We start from the raw sequence: 15,219 nt of genomic DNA, 5'->3' as shown, positions 1-15,219 counted from the left end.
CACCTGAGGTCTATTCATGCCCGATACCTATATCGTTTGCTCGAATCTGTCATTTGCCTGGCCGGACGATACTCCGGTCTTCGACGAACTGTCCTTCACTGTGCCCGGTGGCCGAACCGGACTGGTTGCCCAGAACGGCGTCGGGAAAAGCACTTTGCTCAGACTGATCGCCGGTCAACTGCACCCGCGCTCGGGAAGTGTGTCTGTCGACGGGGTTCTCGGATACCTTCCGCAGGACCTGCCACTGACGGGCGATCTGACCGTTGCCGAGGTCTTGGGCATCGCTCCAACGCTCGCTGCGTTGGACGCTGTCGAATCCGGAGACACACGAGAAGAACACTTCACCACAATCGGGTCCGACTGGGATATCGAGGAGCGAACGCGAGCCCAACTCGGTCGACTCGGTTTGGCCGACATGACGTTCGATCGTCGCCTCGACACTCTGAGCGGCGGGCAGGTCGTCTCGCTCGGACTGGCCGCGCAACTCCTGCGACGCCCCGATGTCCTTCTCCTCGACGAACCCACCAACAACCTCGACCTGGACGCGCGCCGCAGGCTTTACGACGTTCTCGACGAGTGGAGTGGTTGCCTGTTCGTCGTCAGCCACGATCGAGGCCTACTCGACCGTATGGACCGCATCGCCGAACTCCACAGCGGCGAGATCAGCTTCTACGGTGGCAATTTCACCGACTACGAAGCCGCGGCACGCTCGGCTCGCGAAGTGGCGGAGAAGAACATCCGCAACGCCGAGCAAGAGGTCAAGCGAGAGAAGCGCGAGCTGCAGCAGGCCCGAGAACGTGCTTCGCGACGCGCAAGTAACGCCGCCCGCAATCTCGGGAACGCGGGCTTGCCCAAGATCTTTGCGGGGACCATGAAGCGCAATGCTCAGGAGTCGTCCGGCAAGGCCAACGAGACACACCTCGCCCGGGTCGACGCGGCGAAGGACCGACTCGACCAAGCCGGCCGCGCTCTTCGCGACGATCAGACGATTTCGCTCGAACTCCCGAGAACCCACGTACCCGCCGGCCGGACGGTATTCCTCGGTGAGCGAATGCAATTCGCGTTCGACGATCGCGCGATCTTCACCGACCCCGGGGCTGACCTGGCCATTCGAGGGCCGGAACGTATCGCCTTGACGGGGCCGAACGGCGTCGGAAAGTCGACGTTACTGAGAATCGTCAATGGGGACTTGGCGCCGACTTCCGGTGAGATCAAGCGAGCCGACGGTCGGGTGGCCTACCTGTCGCAAAGGCTCGACCTTCTCGACCCCACGCGCACCGTCGCCGAGAACTTTGCATTGTCTGCTCCGAATCTCCCGGCGCCGGAACGCATGAACATACTGGCGCGCTTCCTCTTTCGGGGTGCGGGTGCTCATCTTCCCGTCGCTGCCCTCTCGGGCGGTGAACGACTGCGGGCTACATTGGCGTGCGTTCTCTTCGCCGATCCGGCCCCGCAGCTGCTTCTTCTCGACGAGCCGACCAACAACCTCGACTTGGTGAGCGTTGCTCAACTCGAAAGTGCCCTGAATGCATATCAGGGGGCGTTCGTGGTGGTCAGCCACGACGAGAGATTCCTGGCCGAGGCGAAGGTCGAACGCTGGCTTCGACTCTCGGACGGCTGTTTGACCGAGGTCGCGGCGCCGGATGTAGTGGACTGACCAAGCGCTGAACAGAAGAAAGGCCCTCACACACATCGTGTGTGAAGGCCTTCGTCTGCACTACTGGTCAAGGCGTCCTGGTGTAGACCGGATCGTCGAAGGATCGACGTTGCGTCACCCAGTCCGTGGGTAAGACGTTCTCGATCACGTCTTCACGGGATTCGTCGAACACGACGATCCGATCCGCGATTCGCCATTCACCATGGCGCCTTTCGAACCTGTCGACGTAACGGCATTTGATCGTCGCGAGGGTCTGCACCGCGTCCGTATCTGATCGCTCCTGCCGCAGGAAGCACAAGCAGTACGACTCGGCCTGAGCGACATCGCCGTTGACGTCGATCAATACGTTGGAAATGCAGTGAATCGACGAGTCGATCGTCTTGTGTCTGAGCTTCATGTCTTCGATCAGCCCGTCGACGGTTCCGATGTATCCACCGTGGTTGTCTATCGCATCGTCGAAGTAGCAGAGGGCCACGCTGTCGAAATCCTTCCGATCGACGGCCCGAGCATAGCGATACAGGACTTCGGTGATTTCTTGCTTGTCAGCGAGGGACACGGTCACGCTCCTGTTCTACCCGAGGATCAATCAACCTGCAGTTCAACACCCTTGGTCTCCTTGATGAAGAAGACCGTGACGAGGGTGATCACCGCACAGAAGACGAAGTATCCAGCCGGAGCGAGAGAGTTACCGGTCAAGCTGATGAGATAGGTGGCGATGAAAGGCGCGGTGCCGCCGAGGAACATGTTGGTGACGTTGTTACCCAGGGCCAGACCGCTGTACCGCACTGATGCTTTCAACATTTCGACATAGGTCACGTACGAAGCACCGTTGACAACGGAAACGCAGATGAAGAGCACCGACTGACCGACTACCGCCTGCCAGATGCCGGAACCGGCCATCATCATGAACATCGGAATTCCGAGAACCACGGCGGCGGCGCTACCGGCGAACAGCACCGGTCGACGCCCGTACTTGTCTGCCATGTATCCCGAGATTGGCAAGGTGATGACGCCGAGAACCAGTGCAAGAGAAGTGGAAAGGAACGCAACCCGTGACGAATGACCACCAGTGGTCTGCAGGTAAGTCGCGGCATACACCGAGGCGATGTAGTAGCCACCGGTAATGAGTGCGCCCAACATGATGATCTTGACGACGCTGCCGCCGGACGTGCTGAGCAGTTCCCGGATGGGAAGCTTCTTGGTCTCACCCTTGTCCTGCAGTTCTTCGAACTGAGGAGTGTCTTCCATCTGGCTACGGATCCAGATACCGATACCACCGATCAGCAGGCTGAGCAGGAACGGGATACGCCAAGCCCATTCGAGGATCTGCTCTTGCGAGAACACCGAGGTCAGGCCGAGAGCCATGAGCGAAGCTGCCAACGAACCCAGGTAGGTGCCGGTGTTGACCATCGACGTCTGCGTCGCACGCCACCGCTTGGGAGCGGACTCGGAGACGAACGCGTTGGCTCCGCCGAGTTCACCGCCGGCCGCGAAGCCCTGCAGGCAACGAGCCAGAACGAGGATGGACGTCGCCCACACACCCAATGTGGCGTAAGTCGGCAGCAATCCCATTCCTGCTGTCGCAAGAACCATCAGGAGGATGGTCCAGGACAAGGCGTTCTTGCGGCCGTACTTGTCGCCGATGTGGCCGAAGAAGATTCCGCCTGGCACGCGTAGGAAGAAGGCCACGGCGAATGCTGCAAAAGTACCGAGCAGTGCTGCGTTCGGGTCATGGGAAACGAAGAACAGCGCGGCGATCGTCGTGGCCATGTACCCGTAGATACCGAAGTCGTAGTACTCGACGACGGTACCGACGATGGCCGCGCGAATTACCTTCGTCGTCGACTGTCGTTCGGTTGCCACGCTGCTGCCCTCGGTGGATTCGGCTCTCGCCATGGTCTCATTCTCTGACATGTTGTTCCCTGCCTGGATTGGATACTGACTGGATTCGGTGCCGCGCAGACGTCGGACGTCAGGTGTGCGCGATGGAATGGACCGGCACGCTCTCGGCGCTGGTCCTGGTGTAGTTCGCCGCATTACGTCCCGCTACGCGGCCCATGGTCAAAGCGTTGGCAACTGCATTGCCGCCGCCCACGTATCTCAGTCCGAGGATTCCGGCGCCCGCCTCACCGGCCGCGTACAGACCCTCGATCGGTACTCCGGTGCGCCCGAGCACGGCCGCATCCGTGTTGATCTCCATTCCCGCATGCGTACATACGAGCTCTGCCGGAAGGATTTTCGCGGCATAGAACGGTGCTGTCGCAATAGGATCCGGGTTGCCGACAGCGCCCTTGTTCCGCAACGTGCGATGGCGAAGGAAGTCGTCGTCGTGACCGCTGGGCAGTTGCTCGTTCCATCGACGCAGGGTTTGCGTCAACGTCGCAACCGGAACACCCGTTGCCACTGCGAGGTCTTCGATCGTGTCCGCACGAATCGTGCCACCGGCAACAACTTCTTCCTCGATGCGTTCGGGATTCCAATCTGCATATCCCGGAGCCAGATTCACGCGAGCGTTCTCGTCGAAGATCATCCATCCGTATCCACCCTGATGGTCGATGATGCCGGTCGAGACGGCGTACGAGCTGTCCTCGTCCATGAATCGCCGGCCGTCCTGGTTGACGTAGATCCGTGACTTCGGCGGAAAACCGGCCTGCCAGTGATGGAATCGCTGGAAGTAGACGGTGGGCAGCATCAAGCCCCAGCCGTCGCCGGCCACCGAAGCCCCGAGGTCCTCGGCAAAGCGAAGGTGATCTCCGCGGCTACCCGCCGCCGCGACGACGAACAACGCGTCCCCAGCCTTGTTCGCGTCCGGGAAGTGGCGTTCAACCAAACCCGGATCTTGCGCGAATCCACCGGAGGCAACAACGACGGCGCCCGCAGGCACCTCGATGTCGTCGGCGACAACGCCGACAACCCGACCGTCTTCCTCGATCAGCTTCTGCACCCGTGTTCCGAAGATGACCTCGATCCCGTGCTTACGACGAGCCTTGTCCAGCACCTGAATCAGTCCGTATCCCTGATCCTTGGGCACGTGGCCGCGCCAGACGTCCTCGACGCCGGCTTGGGCGAGTCCCGGCTGGTGAGCGTTACCCGAGATCGCCGCGGGAATCTCGACGCCGAGTCCGATGAGCCATTCCAGTGTCGGACCGGCGTTTTCGCAGAACGCACGAATCAATCCGGGTGAGAGCATCCACTGGTTGAGGTCCATGTAGTGCTGGAAGAACTTCTCTGCCGAGTCGTCGACGCCGAGGCCGGCCTGCACGCTCGTTCCGGCGGCCGTGAAGATGCCGGCCGACAGCGCGGTGGATCCACCGAGTTCGGTTTCGGATTCGAACAGCAGAACGGATGCGCCTTCTTCAGCTGCCGACACCGCAGCGGCGAGACCTGCTCCGCCGCCACCGATGACAACGACGTCCCAGTGCTCGGTCATGAAAGTTCTCCAGTCTCCGCGATGATGCGGTGGTAAAGACCGTTCGACACCAACCCGCCGTCGACAGTGAGTTCCGTACCGGTGGTGTAGGTCGAACTGTTCGAGAGCAGGAACAGCACTGCTTCGGTGATCTCGTCGAGAGTTCCCATGCGTCCGAAGGGAACCGACTTCAGTGACGCGGCGACGAAGTCGTTCGCGCCGCCGAGCAGCGCCGTACCGACCAGTCCCGGGTGCACCGAGTTGACGCGAATCCCCCACTGCGCGAAGTTGCCTGCGGCCGACTTCGACAGACCGGTCAGACCCCACTTGCTCGACGAGTAAGCCGGAGAGAAGTATCCGATCTGACCGGCGATGGACGAGATGTTGACGATCGATCCGCCACCACTCTCGCGCATCAGCGGCGCCACCGCCTTCATACCGTAGAACGGGCCGAAGAGGTTGATCTTCATGGTCAGCTCCCAGATGTCGTTCGGGGTGTCCATGAATTCGAGCCGACGCGAGATGCCGGCGTTGTTGACCAGTCCGCCGAGTTCCCCACGAGTGGTGCGAATTTCGTCGACAACCCGGTCCCAGGCATCGGCATCGGTGACGTCGAGAAGGTGAGCGGACGCCGATCCGCCGGCGGAGACAATGTCGTCGACCACGCCGGATGAATCCGAAACATCGGCAATGCAGACATGCGAACCGCGCGCGGCGAGCGTGCGCGCGTGATGCGCTCCCATCCCGGCAGCACCGCCGGTAACGAGAACGACGCCGGGATATTTCATGGACTCATACATGCCGCGAACCACCGTCCACCGCAATGCTGTGCCCGGTGACGTAGCGCGCGCTGTCCGAGAGCAGGAACAGCAGCGGGCCGAAGACCTCTTCGGGCGAGCCCAGACGATGCAGCGGTACCGCGTCGAGTGCGTTCGCAAGCGCGATCGGATCTTCCTGGACCCACTTCGTCATCGCCGTGTCGATGTAACCGGGCGCAATGGAGTTGACCCGAATACCCTTGTCGCCGAACTCCACTGCAAGAGACTCCGTGAGGTGCGCGACGGCAGCCTTCGACGTGCAGTATGCCCCTCTCCCCTTTCGCACACGCAGCGCCGACACCGAGGACATGTTGACGATGGCGCCGCCGGGACCGAGGTGCCGCGCCGCGGCCTGAGCGCCGTAGAGCACTCCTTCGACATTGACGCTCAACGTAGCCCCGATCTGTTCCGGGGTGATCTCCTCGGCCAGTGCGAACGGGAAGATTCCCGCATTGTTGATCCAGAAATCAACCCGGCCGAACTCCTTCAGTGCCAACTGGGCAAGCAGTTCGTGCTCGTCCGGCTTGGTGACGTCGACCCGGGCTCCGACGACGCGACCCGGCTTGTCCGCCAGTGCATTCGACTCCAGGTTCGTGTTGATTCGTGCGGCCGTGGCGAGCATCTGCTCTTCGTTGATGTCGGCGCCGACGACATGTACGCCGCGCGTTGCCAGTCCTTCGGCGAACGTCGCACCCATACCCTGAGCCGCGCCGGTCACCACTGCGACCTTGCCTGCCAACTCCGGGTATACCGCCGACATCTGCGTCACTACGGTGCGGCCCGGGTTCGTCTGGTCAGAGCTTTCGGTCATGATGTACTTCTCCTACTGAATATTGTTGTGCAAGAAACATTTCGGCACTTCAAGCGTGTTCGGATGCTCGGGGCGCGTCGTCACGGAAGACGGTGCGGCGGGCGATCTTCCACTCCTCACCGACCCGAACCACACGATCAGCGACAGTCGTCATCCGCACCAGTCGCGACTCGCCGCCGCGAGCGGTGGCAACGATCTGCAGGTACCCGCGCACTGCCAGAGCACTCTCGTCCACCGCCTCGACGACGAGATTGGTCAGAACGTGACGATGCACCTCGTCGGCAGCTTCCGCCGCAGCGTAGAAGCGAGCAGCAAAAGCCGCAAGGTCGTCGAAACCGACCACGGGTTCCGGATAGCTGGGGGAATGAAACTCACCGCCTTCGGTGAATGTCTGCGCCCAATCCTGCTGGCGCCCAGAGTCTATGCAATGACTCTGGTGGCCGTACAGCTGATGGATTGCGACAACGTCCTCCGTTGCCACGACGCGGTAGTTGCTCATGAAGGTTCTCTCCGAACACGCTGCGCTGCATCCACCCGAAGGTTGTGCAGCTTCGTAAAGTGTGCGATAATCGCACACACTGTGCGATATGTTCAAAGCGTAGGTGGCATACCTCACAAACGTCAAGAAAGGGATTTGATGTCAGAGCTGAGCGAGGAACACCGACCGCGCAAAAGTGCAGTTCAAGTGGACTCGAGCATGTCGAAAACGCTGCACCACGGACTCGAGATCCTGGAACTCCTGACGTCCTATCCGCACGGCTTGTCGGTCACCGACATCGCCGACGGCGTGGGAGTCCACCGAACCGTCGCACATCGATTGATCCGCACACTCGAGGCTCATCACCTGTGCCGCAAGGACTCCTTCAAGCGCGTCACTCTCGGCGCCGGCCTGGTCACCCTCGCCGAACCGGTGGAACAAGATTTGCGCACCCTCGCTCGCCCGATTCTCCAAGAACTCGCCGAGGCCACCGAGGCGACCGCACACCTGGTGGTCCGCGAGAGCGACACCGAAGTGCGCGCCCTGATGGTGGTCGAACCGCGCAGCGCCAAAGTCCACGTCGCGTTCCATCCAGGGCAGGTCGATCCGATCGACCGCGGCTCCGCCGGGCTTTCCATTCTTGCCTCACTCCCGCCGACGAGTGGGGAACGAGAGGAAGTGACGGCTGCACGCGCACGCGGCTATGCAGTGACCGTCGGCGAAGTCATCCCGTCCGTCCTGGGAATCTCGGCAGTGATCCCAGGCAGACGCCGCGACGCCATTTCCAGCCTCGGAATTTCCGTCTTCGACTCCCAGGACCAAGCAGCGCTGGGCGCCGAGGTCATGGCAGCCGCAAGAACCCTCGGCAGCATGTTGCGCTGATCCAGACACCGAGCTGATCCGAACACCAGGCTGATCCGAACACCAGCCGAGCCCCGGGAATACCCGGGGCTCGACTTTGTTGACTCCTGATGAGATAGTTGAACAATCAACTACCTGACTTCAGCTTCACGGACACGAGGAGTACGACATGCCTGCTGTGACAGTCGAGAACATCTTGGCCCTGCCCCGCCTCGACGAGCCGGCAGAGTCGGCAGTCGACCGCCCGGTCAAGAGCATCACCACCGCACCGGTCGGATACGAAGGTGAAGGCTTCCCCGTTCACCGCGCCTTCGCAGGCATCGACCTCTCCGCCCTCGACCCCTTCATCCACATGGACCAGATGGGTGAGGTCAACTACGCACCCGGAGAACCCAAGGGCACACCGTGGCACCCGCACCGCGGCTTCGAAACCGTCACCTACATGATCGACGGCATCATGGAGCACCAGGACTCCAACGGCGGCGGCGGCATTATCGGCGGCGGCGACACCCAGTGGATGACGGCGGGTGGCGGCATCCTCCACATCGAAACTCCGCCGGAACACCTCGTCGTCAGCGGCGGCCTGTTCCACGGTGTCCAGCTGTGGGTCAACCTGCCCCGCGACAACAAGATGGCAGCGCCGCGGTACCAGGACATCACCGGCAACAAGGTGGCATTGCTCTCCTCCCCCGACGGCGGAGCCTTGGTACGCGTCATCGCCGGAGACATCGCCGGCCACGCCGGACCCGGTTCGACGTACACACCCATCGCGCTCTCCCACACGACTGTGGCCCCGGGTGCGAGCCTGACGCTTCCGTGGAATCCCGAGTTCAACGCGATCGTCTACGTCCTCGCCGGCGAAGGCACGGTCGGGGCCGAGCGTCGGCCCATTCGTGTCGGACAGACAGCTGTCTTCGGACGTGGTGACTCCATCACCGTCGCCGCTTCCGATCGCCAGGATTCACGGACCGAATCCCTCGAGGTCTTCATCCTCGGCGGCAAGCCGATCCGCGAACCCATCGCGATGGCCGGGCCCTTCGTCATGAACACCAAGTCCGAGGTCATGCAGGCTTTCGAGGACTTCCAGGCCGGACGTCTCGGATCCATCCCGGCGGCACACGAGACGCTGAGCTGACATGTCGTCGATAGTCGTCCAACGAGCTGACGAACGTGCGCATCTCAACTACGGCTGGCTCACGGCGCGTCACAGTTTCCCCTTCGCCGGAAACTTCGATCACGCCGCGTACGCGCACGGACTTCTGTTGGTGAACAACGACGACATCATCGAAGCCGACTACGGTTTCGACACTCATCAGCACCGCGACACCGAGATCGTGACGTGGGTGCTCAGCGGATCCCTGGTTCACCAGGATTCCGCTGGGCACTCCGGAGTCATCCATCGGGGCCTCGCGCAAAGAATGAGCGCCGGTACCGGGATCCTGCACTCCGAACGCAACGACCGCTTCCGGGCCGACGGCTCACGTGTCACCGAACCCGTTCACCTCGTTCAGATGTGGATACCGCCGGACAAATCCGGAGTGACTCCGAGTTATCAAGAACTCGACATCAACACCGAGCTCGACGCCGGTGGCCTGATCACCCTGGCGTCGGGGATGCCCGCGCATCGTGATCACAGCGCGATCAGCTTGCACAACAAACATGCGGCCCTTCATGTTGCACGCCTCGAGACCGGCAGGTCGGTATTCCTGCCGGACGCACCGTACGTGCACGGCTTCATTGCCAGTGGCACTGTCGACGTCGAGGGAGTCGGATTGCTCGGTCCGGGAGATTCGTTGCGTCTCAAGGATACTGGCGGTCAACGAGTCGAGGGGATCGACGATGCGGAGATACTCGTGTGGGAGATGCACGCGTCGACGAACTGACGACACCACCGAGTACGCCCAATGCTCGGACTACACAGCAGGTTCGTCGTAGGGTGGATTCCGGTAGTGGTGGATCCGGCAGTGATGGATCCCGGTGGCACAGAAGGAGGAGCCATGGCATCTGGTCGAGCACAGGCCCCACGGACGACACCGCACATCGATGTGCACCGCTCCGGTGATCGTTTGAAATCCCGCGTCTCCTGGCTGGATTCGAAACATTCGTTCTCGTTCGGGCAGCACTACGACCCCGACAACACCCATCACGGATTGCTTCTCGTCAACAACGACGACACCGTACTGGCGGGAACCGGCTTCGACACCCATCCGCACAAGGACATGGAAATCGTGACGTGGGTGCTTCGCGGTTCACTCGTGCACCAGGATTCCATCGGCCACACCGGCGTCATCTATCCGGGGCTCGCCCAGCGCATGAGCGCCGGTACCGGAATCATGCACAGTGAGAAGAACGATTCGTGGCGTATTGGCGGCGAACAGCATTCCGACCCCGTGCATTTCATCCAGATGTGGGTGGTCCCGGACGAAGGTGGACTCACTCCCGGGTACGAACAACTCGAGATCGACGACGAATTGCTGCGCGGCGGTCTGATCCCGGTTGCCTCCGGAATGGGCCGCTACAAGGATCATTCGGCGATTCGCATCAACAACAAGAACGCCGCCATGCACGTCGCGCGCATTCTGCCCGGCACCTCGGTACATCTTCCCAGCGCACCGTTCCTGCACGTCTTCGTCGCGCAGGGTACTGCCGAGATGGAAGGCGTCGGCACACTGTACGAGGGTGATGCCGTCCGGTTGAGCGATTCGGGTGGGCAGCAACTGACCTCCGACGCCGGGGCCGAAGTCCTCGTCTGGGAGATGCATTCACGTATCGGTGGTTGAGACCCGGTCTCGGCAAGACTGGGTGCGCTGGAGATACTCGACGCATGAGCATCGACAACTCCGCCGCGCCCGTCAAGAAACTTGACCCACTCAACACGTTGATGGGTGTGCGCGCCGTGTCGGTCGTGCCCGGGGACCTGGCCTTCGCGCAGGCCGTCGGCGAGCGATTCCACGATCACCGTGGCAAGACCGTGCTCGGTTCCGTCGGAGTCATGATCGACGGTGCCATGGGCGGCGCGGTGTACTCGGGACTGACCTCGGGCCATCAGTCCGTGCTCGCGCAGGTCACAGTCAGTGCGGGCGCCGACATCCCCGCTGTCGCCGACGTCGGCGCCACCGGCACACTCGTGCATCTCGACGACGGCGTCGGGCTCGCGTCCGGTCAACTTCGCGACGAGAACGGCTCGCTCCTGGCAGTGATGGCCGGCCGCGCCATGGTGGTCTCGCGTCCTCCCGTCGTGGGAATCGACGACTATGTGGAGGGTGAGCCGCTGCCCGTCCCGACGCCGGAGAAGACAAGCAACCTGAGCGGGTTGTCCGGGTCCGACGTCGTCGAAGGAATCCGCGACGGCAAACTCGAACGCGGTCCGCTCGCCGGGCTCCTCGATCTTGCGGTCGTCGACGTGACCCCGGGTTCCGTCGTGGGCGAGTTCGCCCCGGTCGCCTGGATGGCCAACCCGTTGGGCGCCGTTCAGGGAGGTGTCCTCATCTCGGCGGTCGATGCCATCACCGGTCTGGCAGCGCAGACGCTGACCAGCGTCGATCAGGATTATCGCGTCCTCGACCACAAGATCGACTTCCTGCGCTCCCCCGACATCGGTGGGCCGATCATGCGCGCCGAGGCCGTCGTGATTCGTGCCGGGCGCAGGCTCGCACTGATCGAAACTCGCATCGTCGACGCCGGCGGACAGGTCTACGTGCGTGCCACCTCGAGCATTCAAATGCTCTCCCAGCAAGTTCACAGCGGATAACCAGTTCCGAACCAGGTCGCCCGTCCACCATTGAGACAACAGCCCACACAATGGAGGTACAGCGGCGTGAACAAAGACATCGAAGCAAGCCGGCTACGCGTGAGCCGTCGACGGGCCCTCGCACTCGGCGGAACCATCAGCCTGGGCGGGCTCATCGCAGCGTGTTCCGGTAACAGTGGCACCGCCACGACGACTTCGGCTGCGGCCGCATCAACGACAACAGCTTCCGGCACTTCCGCTGCGGCCACGTCCGGCGACGCCGTGACCGCACTTCTGGCCAAGGCACCGCAGTGCGTCATGAGCAAGGAAGAGACACAGGGCCCCTACTGGTTCGACGTCGACTCCATTCGCGGCGACATCCGCGAGGACCGTCCGGGCACCACGCTGCAGGTGGCGATGCGCGTGCAGGACAACAGCCAGTGCAACGCTGACGGCAGTATCGGCGCGGTCGGTAACGCCGTCGTCGAGATCTGGCACTGCGACGCCGGCGGCGTGTACTCCGGTTTCGAATCCGGTTCCCTGAGCGCCAACGGCGGCGGTGGCGGCGGAACTCCCCCGGCCGGCGGAATGGGGGAACCTCCGTCAGGTGCACCCGGCGGCGGAATGGGGGAACCTCCGTCAGGCGCACCCGGCGGGATGGGCGGCGGCATGGGTGGTTCCGGTGAGACGTCGGACGGTTCGTACAGCGTCGGCGACACCGAAGCCACCACCACCGACGACGGCACCTACCTACGCGGGGCCCAGACCACCGATGCAAACGGCATCGCGCAGTTCACCACGATCTTCCCCGGCTGGTACATGGGCCGCACGACGCACATCCACGTCAAGGTGCACATCGACAAGAAAACGGTCCTCACGTCGCAGACCTTCTTCGACGAGACGCTCCTCGACGAGGTGTACTCGCAGTCCCCGTACAGCGAGCACACCGGTCGTGAGAACAACACGAACAACGCCAGTGACGGCATCTACGACGACACCGGCCTCATGACCGTCGAAAAGCAGTCGGACGGTTCCTACCTCGCCGTCATCAACCTGGGTATCGACGCCTGAGGTAGGAGCCAGGTCAGCCGCCGACGTATGCCGCGAGGTGCTTTCCGGTGAGGGTGGAGCCGTCGGCGACCAGTTCCTCGGGAGTGCCCTCGAAGACGATCCGCCCGCCGTCGTGACCGGCACCAGGGCCGAGGTCGATGATCCAGTCGGCGTGCGCCATCACCGCTTGGTGGTGCTCGATGACGATGACTGACTTGCCGGAATCGACGAGTCGATCGAGCAGGCCGAGCAACTGCTCGACATCGGCCAGGTGCAGTCCGGTGGTCGGCTCGTCGAGAACGTACACACCGCCCTTCTCGCCCAGGTGCGTTGCCAGCTTGATGCGCTGACGCTCACCGCCCGACAGCGTCGTCAGTGGCTGGCCGATCGTGAGGTATCCGAGCCCCACGTCGACCAGTCGGACAAGGATCTTGTGCGCAGCGAGGGTCTTGGCCTCACCGTCGCCGAAGAACTCCTCGGCCTCTGCCACCGACATCGTGAGAACCTCGTTGATGTCCTTGCCACCGAATTTGTATTCGAGTACCTCGGCTTGGAAGCGCTTGCCCTCGCACTCCTCGCAGAGAGTGGCAACGCCGGCCATCATCGCCAGGTCGCTGTAGATGACGCCGTTGCCGTTGCACGTCGGGCAGGCGCCCTCGGAGTTGGCACTGAACAGCGCCGGCTTCACGCCGTTGGCCTTCGCGAATGCCTTGCGGATCGGGTCGAGCAGCCCGGTGTACGTTGCCGGGTTGCTCCGACGCGAGCCACGGATCGCGCTCTGATCGACCGACACCACGTCTTCGCGTTTCGCGAGTGAGCCGTGGATCAGCGAACTCTTGCCCGACCCCGCGACACCGGTGACCACGACCAGTACTCCCAGCGGTACGTCGACGTCGACATCCTGCAAGTTGTGCGAGTTCGCTCCACGAATCTCGATTGCGTCGGTGGACTCGCGCACGGTCTCCTTGATTGCGGCCCGGTCGTCGAAGTGACGGCCGGTGACGGTGTCGCTGGCACGCAAACCGTCGACGGTGCCCTCGAAGCAGACGTTTCCGCCGGCGCTGCCCGCGCCCGGACCGAGGTCGACGATGTGGTCGGCGATCACGATCGTCTCCGGCTTGTGCTCGACCACGAGCACCGTGTTGCCCTTGTCCCGCAGGCGCAGCAGTAGGTCGTTCATCCTCGCGATGTCGTGCGGATGCAGACCGGTGGTGGGCTCGTCGAATACGTACGTGATGTCGGTGAGCGAGGAACCCAGGTGACGAATCATCTTGGTGCGCTGAGCTTCACCGCCGGAGAGGGTTCCCGACGGCCGATCGAGGCTGAGGTAGCCGAGCCCGATCTCCACGAACGAGTCGAGCGTTTCACCGAGCGTCGTGAGCAACGGCGCGACCGAAGGTTCCTTCAGTCCGCTGACCCATTCCGCGAGATCACTGATCTGCATCGAGCAGGCGTCGGCGATGTTGACGCCCTTGATCTTCGACGACCGCGCCCCCTCGCTCAGTCGCGTGCCGTCGCATTCGGGGCAGGTGGTGAACGTGATCGCGCGCTCGACGAAAGCCCGGATGTGGGGCTGCATCGCGTCGACGTCCTTGGCCAGGAACGACTTCTGAATCTGCGGAATCAGCCCCGTGTACGTCAGGTTGATTCCTTCGACCTTGATCTTGGTCGGCTCTTTGTAGAGAAGGTCGTTCAGTTCTTTCTTCGTGTACTTTTTGATCGGCTTGTCGGGATCGAAGAAGCCGCAGCCGCGATAGATCCGGCCGTACCAACCCTCCATGCTGTAGCCGGGGACCGTGATCGCACTCTCGTTGAGCGACTTGGTGTCGTCGTACAGCGCGGTCAGATCGAAATCGTTGACCGCCCCTCGTCCCTCACACCGCGGGCACATGCCGCCGGTGATCTTGAAGCTGCGACGCTCTTTCGTCTGACGGCCACCACGTTCCATGGTGACCGCGCCCGCACCGGAGACGGAGGCGACGTTGAACGAAAACGCCTGGGGCGAACCGATGTGAGGCTTTCCGAGACGGCTGAACAGGATGCGAAGCATCGCGTTGGCGTCGGTTGCGGTTCCGACAGTCGAACGAGGGTCGACGCCCATCCGCTGCTGATCGACGATGATCGCGGTGGTCAGGCCGTCGAGAACGTCGACGTCCGGCCGCGCGAGTGTCGGCATGAATCCTTGAACGAAAGCGCTGTAGGTCTCGTTGATCATCCGCTGCGATTCCGCGGCGATCGTACTGAACACCAGCGAACTCTTCCCCGAACCGGAGACGCCGGTGAAGACCGTCAGCCTCCGCTTCGGGATCTCGACACTGATGTCTTCGAGATTGTTCACCCGCGCACCTTGCACGCGGATCAAATCGTGGCTGTCTGCAGTGTGCAGGGCAGTCATCGTGTCTCCA

Annotated in this window: 14 protein-coding genes; 7 read left to right on the top strand and 7 right to left on the bottom strand. The window is 62.5% G+C overall.

The genetic code is table 11. From position 1 onward, the window contains the following. Positions 1 to 16: 16 nt before the first annotated feature. Positions 17 to 1,657, top strand: a complete 1,641-nt coding sequence (locus ACFQ6H_RS04835) for an ABC-F family ATP-binding cassette domain-containing protein (RefSeq protein WP_378644338.1) — start codon at positions 17 to 19, stop codon at positions 1,655 to 1,657. A gap of 67 nt (positions 1,658 to 1,724) precedes the next feature. On the opposite strand, the gene ACFQ6H_RS04830 is transcribed toward ACFQ6H_RS04835, so the two are convergent. From ACFQ6H_RS04830 to ACFQ6H_RS04805, 6 genes are all read right to left on the bottom strand, one after another. Then, positions 1,725 to 2,213 (bottom strand): nuclear transport factor 2 family protein, encoded by a 489-nt coding sequence (locus ACFQ6H_RS04830; protein ID WP_378644336.1) that lies wholly within the window; start codon positions 2,211 to 2,213, stop codon positions 1,725 to 1,727. A gap of 26 nt (positions 2,214 to 2,239) precedes the next feature. Further along, entirely contained in the window at positions 2,240 to 3,553 is a 1,314-nt protein-coding gene (locus ACFQ6H_RS04825; protein WP_317552316.1) for an MFS transporter, read from the bottom strand. Positions 3,554 to 3,629: 76 nt separating this feature from the next. Next, positions 3,630 to 5,087 (bottom strand): FAD-dependent oxidoreductase, encoded by a 1,458-nt coding sequence (locus ACFQ6H_RS04820; protein ID WP_378644333.1) that lies wholly within the window; start codon positions 5,085 to 5,087, stop codon positions 3,630 to 3,632. Next, positions 5,084 to 5,866, bottom strand: a complete 783-nt coding sequence (locus tag ACFQ6H_RS04815) for an SDR family NAD(P)-dependent oxidoreductase (protein WP_378644330.1) — start codon at positions 5,864 to 5,866, stop codon at positions 5,084 to 5,086. Before ACFQ6H_RS04815 ends, ACFQ6H_RS04820 begins: the two co-directional genes overlap by 4 nt. Next, on the bottom strand, positions 5,859 to 6,695 hold the full coding sequence (locus ACFQ6H_RS04810) for an SDR family NAD(P)-dependent oxidoreductase (RefSeq protein WP_378542706.1): 837 nt from the start codon (positions 6,693 to 6,695) through the stop codon (positions 5,859 to 5,861). The genes ACFQ6H_RS04815 and ACFQ6H_RS04810 overlap by 8 nt, the downstream gene beginning before the upstream one ends. A 49-nt stretch (positions 6,696 to 6,744) precedes the next feature. Continuing rightward, positions 6,745 to 7,194, bottom strand: coding sequence for a nuclear transport factor 2 family protein (locus tag ACFQ6H_RS04805; RefSeq protein ID WP_378542704.1), 450 nt, complete (start codon positions 7,192 to 7,194; stop codon positions 6,745 to 6,747). A gap of 138 nt (positions 7,195 to 7,332) precedes the next feature. On the opposite strand from ACFQ6H_RS04805, the gene ACFQ6H_RS04800 reads away from it, so the two are divergent. The 6 genes from ACFQ6H_RS04800 to ACFQ6H_RS04775 all read left to right on the top strand — a co-directional run bounded on the left by ACFQ6H_RS04800 (position 7,333) and on the right by ACFQ6H_RS04775 (position 12,835). Beyond that, positions 7,333 to 8,055 (top strand): IclR family transcriptional regulator, encoded by a 723-nt coding sequence (locus ACFQ6H_RS04800; protein WP_378644329.1) that lies wholly within the window; start codon positions 7,333 to 7,335, stop codon positions 8,053 to 8,055. Positions 8,056 to 8,203: 148 nt separating this feature from the next. After that, the gene (locus ACFQ6H_RS04795; RefSeq protein ID WP_378542700.1) at positions 8,204 to 9,169 is read left to right on the top strand and encodes a pirin family protein; all 966 of its coding nucleotides are present in this window, start codon (positions 8,204 to 8,206) and stop codon (positions 9,167 to 9,169) included. Between the two features lies 1 nt (position 9,170). Continuing rightward, positions 9,171 to 9,917, top strand: a complete 747-nt coding sequence (locus ACFQ6H_RS04790; RefSeq protein WP_378629422.1) for a pirin family protein — start codon at positions 9,171 to 9,173, stop codon at positions 9,915 to 9,917. 114 nt (positions 9,918 to 10,031) lie between these two features. Further along, entirely contained in the window at positions 10,032 to 10,814 is a 783-nt protein-coding gene (locus ACFQ6H_RS04785) for a pirin family protein (RefSeq protein ID WP_378531757.1), read from the top strand. Between the two features lie 44 nt (positions 10,815 to 10,858). After that, a complete protein-coding gene (locus ACFQ6H_RS04780) occupies positions 10,859 to 11,785 on the top strand; it encodes a PaaI family thioesterase (RefSeq protein ID WP_378629418.1) in 927 nt (308 codons plus the stop codon). Between the two features lie 66 nt (positions 11,786 to 11,851). Beyond that, positions 11,852 to 12,835: an intradiol ring-cleavage dioxygenase gene (locus ACFQ6H_RS04775; protein ID WP_378629415.1), complete on the top strand. Its 984-nt coding sequence runs from the start codon at positions 11,852 to 11,854 to the stop codon at positions 12,833 to 12,835. A gap of 13 nt (positions 12,836 to 12,848) precedes the next feature. Here the strand turns inward: ACFQ6H_RS04775 and ACFQ6H_RS04770 are convergent, their stop codons facing one another. Beyond that, entirely contained in the window at positions 12,849 to 15,209 is a 2,361-nt protein-coding gene (locus ACFQ6H_RS04770) for an ATP-binding cassette domain-containing protein (RefSeq protein ID WP_378644328.1), read from the bottom strand. Positions 15,210 to 15,219: the final 10 nt, after the last annotated feature.

The organism is Rhodococcus sp. NPDC056506, assembly GCF_042794945.1.
Classification (GTDB): Bacteria; Actinomycetota; Actinomycetes; order Mycobacteriales; family Mycobacteriaceae; genus Rhodococcus_F.
Note: the sequence above shows the minus strand (reverse complement) of the source record. Positions and strands in the feature narration are given on the sequence as shown.

What these genes read in the sequence shown, in the direction of transcription:
- ACFQ6H_RS04810 (WP_378542706.1), bottom strand. Translation starts at nt 6,695, where the DNA reads ATGACCGAAAGCTCTGACCAGACGAACCCGGGCCGCACCGTAGTGACG.
- ACFQ6H_RS04835 (WP_378644338.1), top strand. Translation starts at nt 17, where the DNA reads ATGCCCGATACCTATATCGTTTGCTCGAATCTGTCATTTGCCTGGCCG.
- ACFQ6H_RS04780 (WP_378629418.1), top strand. Translation starts at nt 10,859, where the DNA reads ATGAGCATCGACAACTCCGCCGCGCCCGTCAAGAAACTTGACCCACTC.
- ACFQ6H_RS04820 (WP_378644333.1), bottom strand. Translation starts at nt 5,087, where the DNA reads ATGACCGAGCACTGGGACGTCGTTGTCATCGGTGGCGGCGGAGCAGGT.
- ACFQ6H_RS04770 (WP_378644328.1), bottom strand. Translation starts at nt 15,209, where the DNA reads ATGACTGCCCTGCACACTGCAGACAGCCACGATTTGATCCGCGTGCAA.
- ACFQ6H_RS04795 (WP_378542700.1), top strand. Translation starts at nt 8,204, where the DNA reads ATGCCTGCTGTGACAGTCGAGAACATCTTGGCCCTGCCCCGCCTCGAC.
- ACFQ6H_RS04790 (WP_378629422.1), top strand. Translation starts at nt 9,171, where the DNA reads ATGTCGTCGATAGTCGTCCAACGAGCTGACGAACGTGCGCATCTCAAC.
- ACFQ6H_RS04800 (WP_378644329.1), top strand. Translation starts at nt 7,333, where the DNA reads ATGTCAGAGCTGAGCGAGGAACACCGACCGCGCAAAAGTGCAGTTCAA.
- ACFQ6H_RS04815 (WP_378644330.1), bottom strand. Translation starts at nt 5,866, where the DNA reads ATGTATGAGTCCATGAAATATCCCGGCGTCGTTCTCGTTACCGGCGGT.
- ACFQ6H_RS04785 (WP_378531757.1), top strand. Translation starts at nt 10,032, where the DNA reads ATGGCATCTGGTCGAGCACAGGCCCCACGGACGACACCGCACATCGAT.
- ACFQ6H_RS04825 (WP_317552316.1), bottom strand. Translation starts at nt 3,553, where the DNA reads ATGGCGAGAGCCGAATCCACCGAGGGCAGCAGCGTGGCAACCGAACGA.
- ACFQ6H_RS04805 (WP_378542704.1), bottom strand. Translation starts at nt 7,194, where the DNA reads ATGAGCAACTACCGCGTCGTGGCAACGGAGGACGTTGTCGCAATCCAT.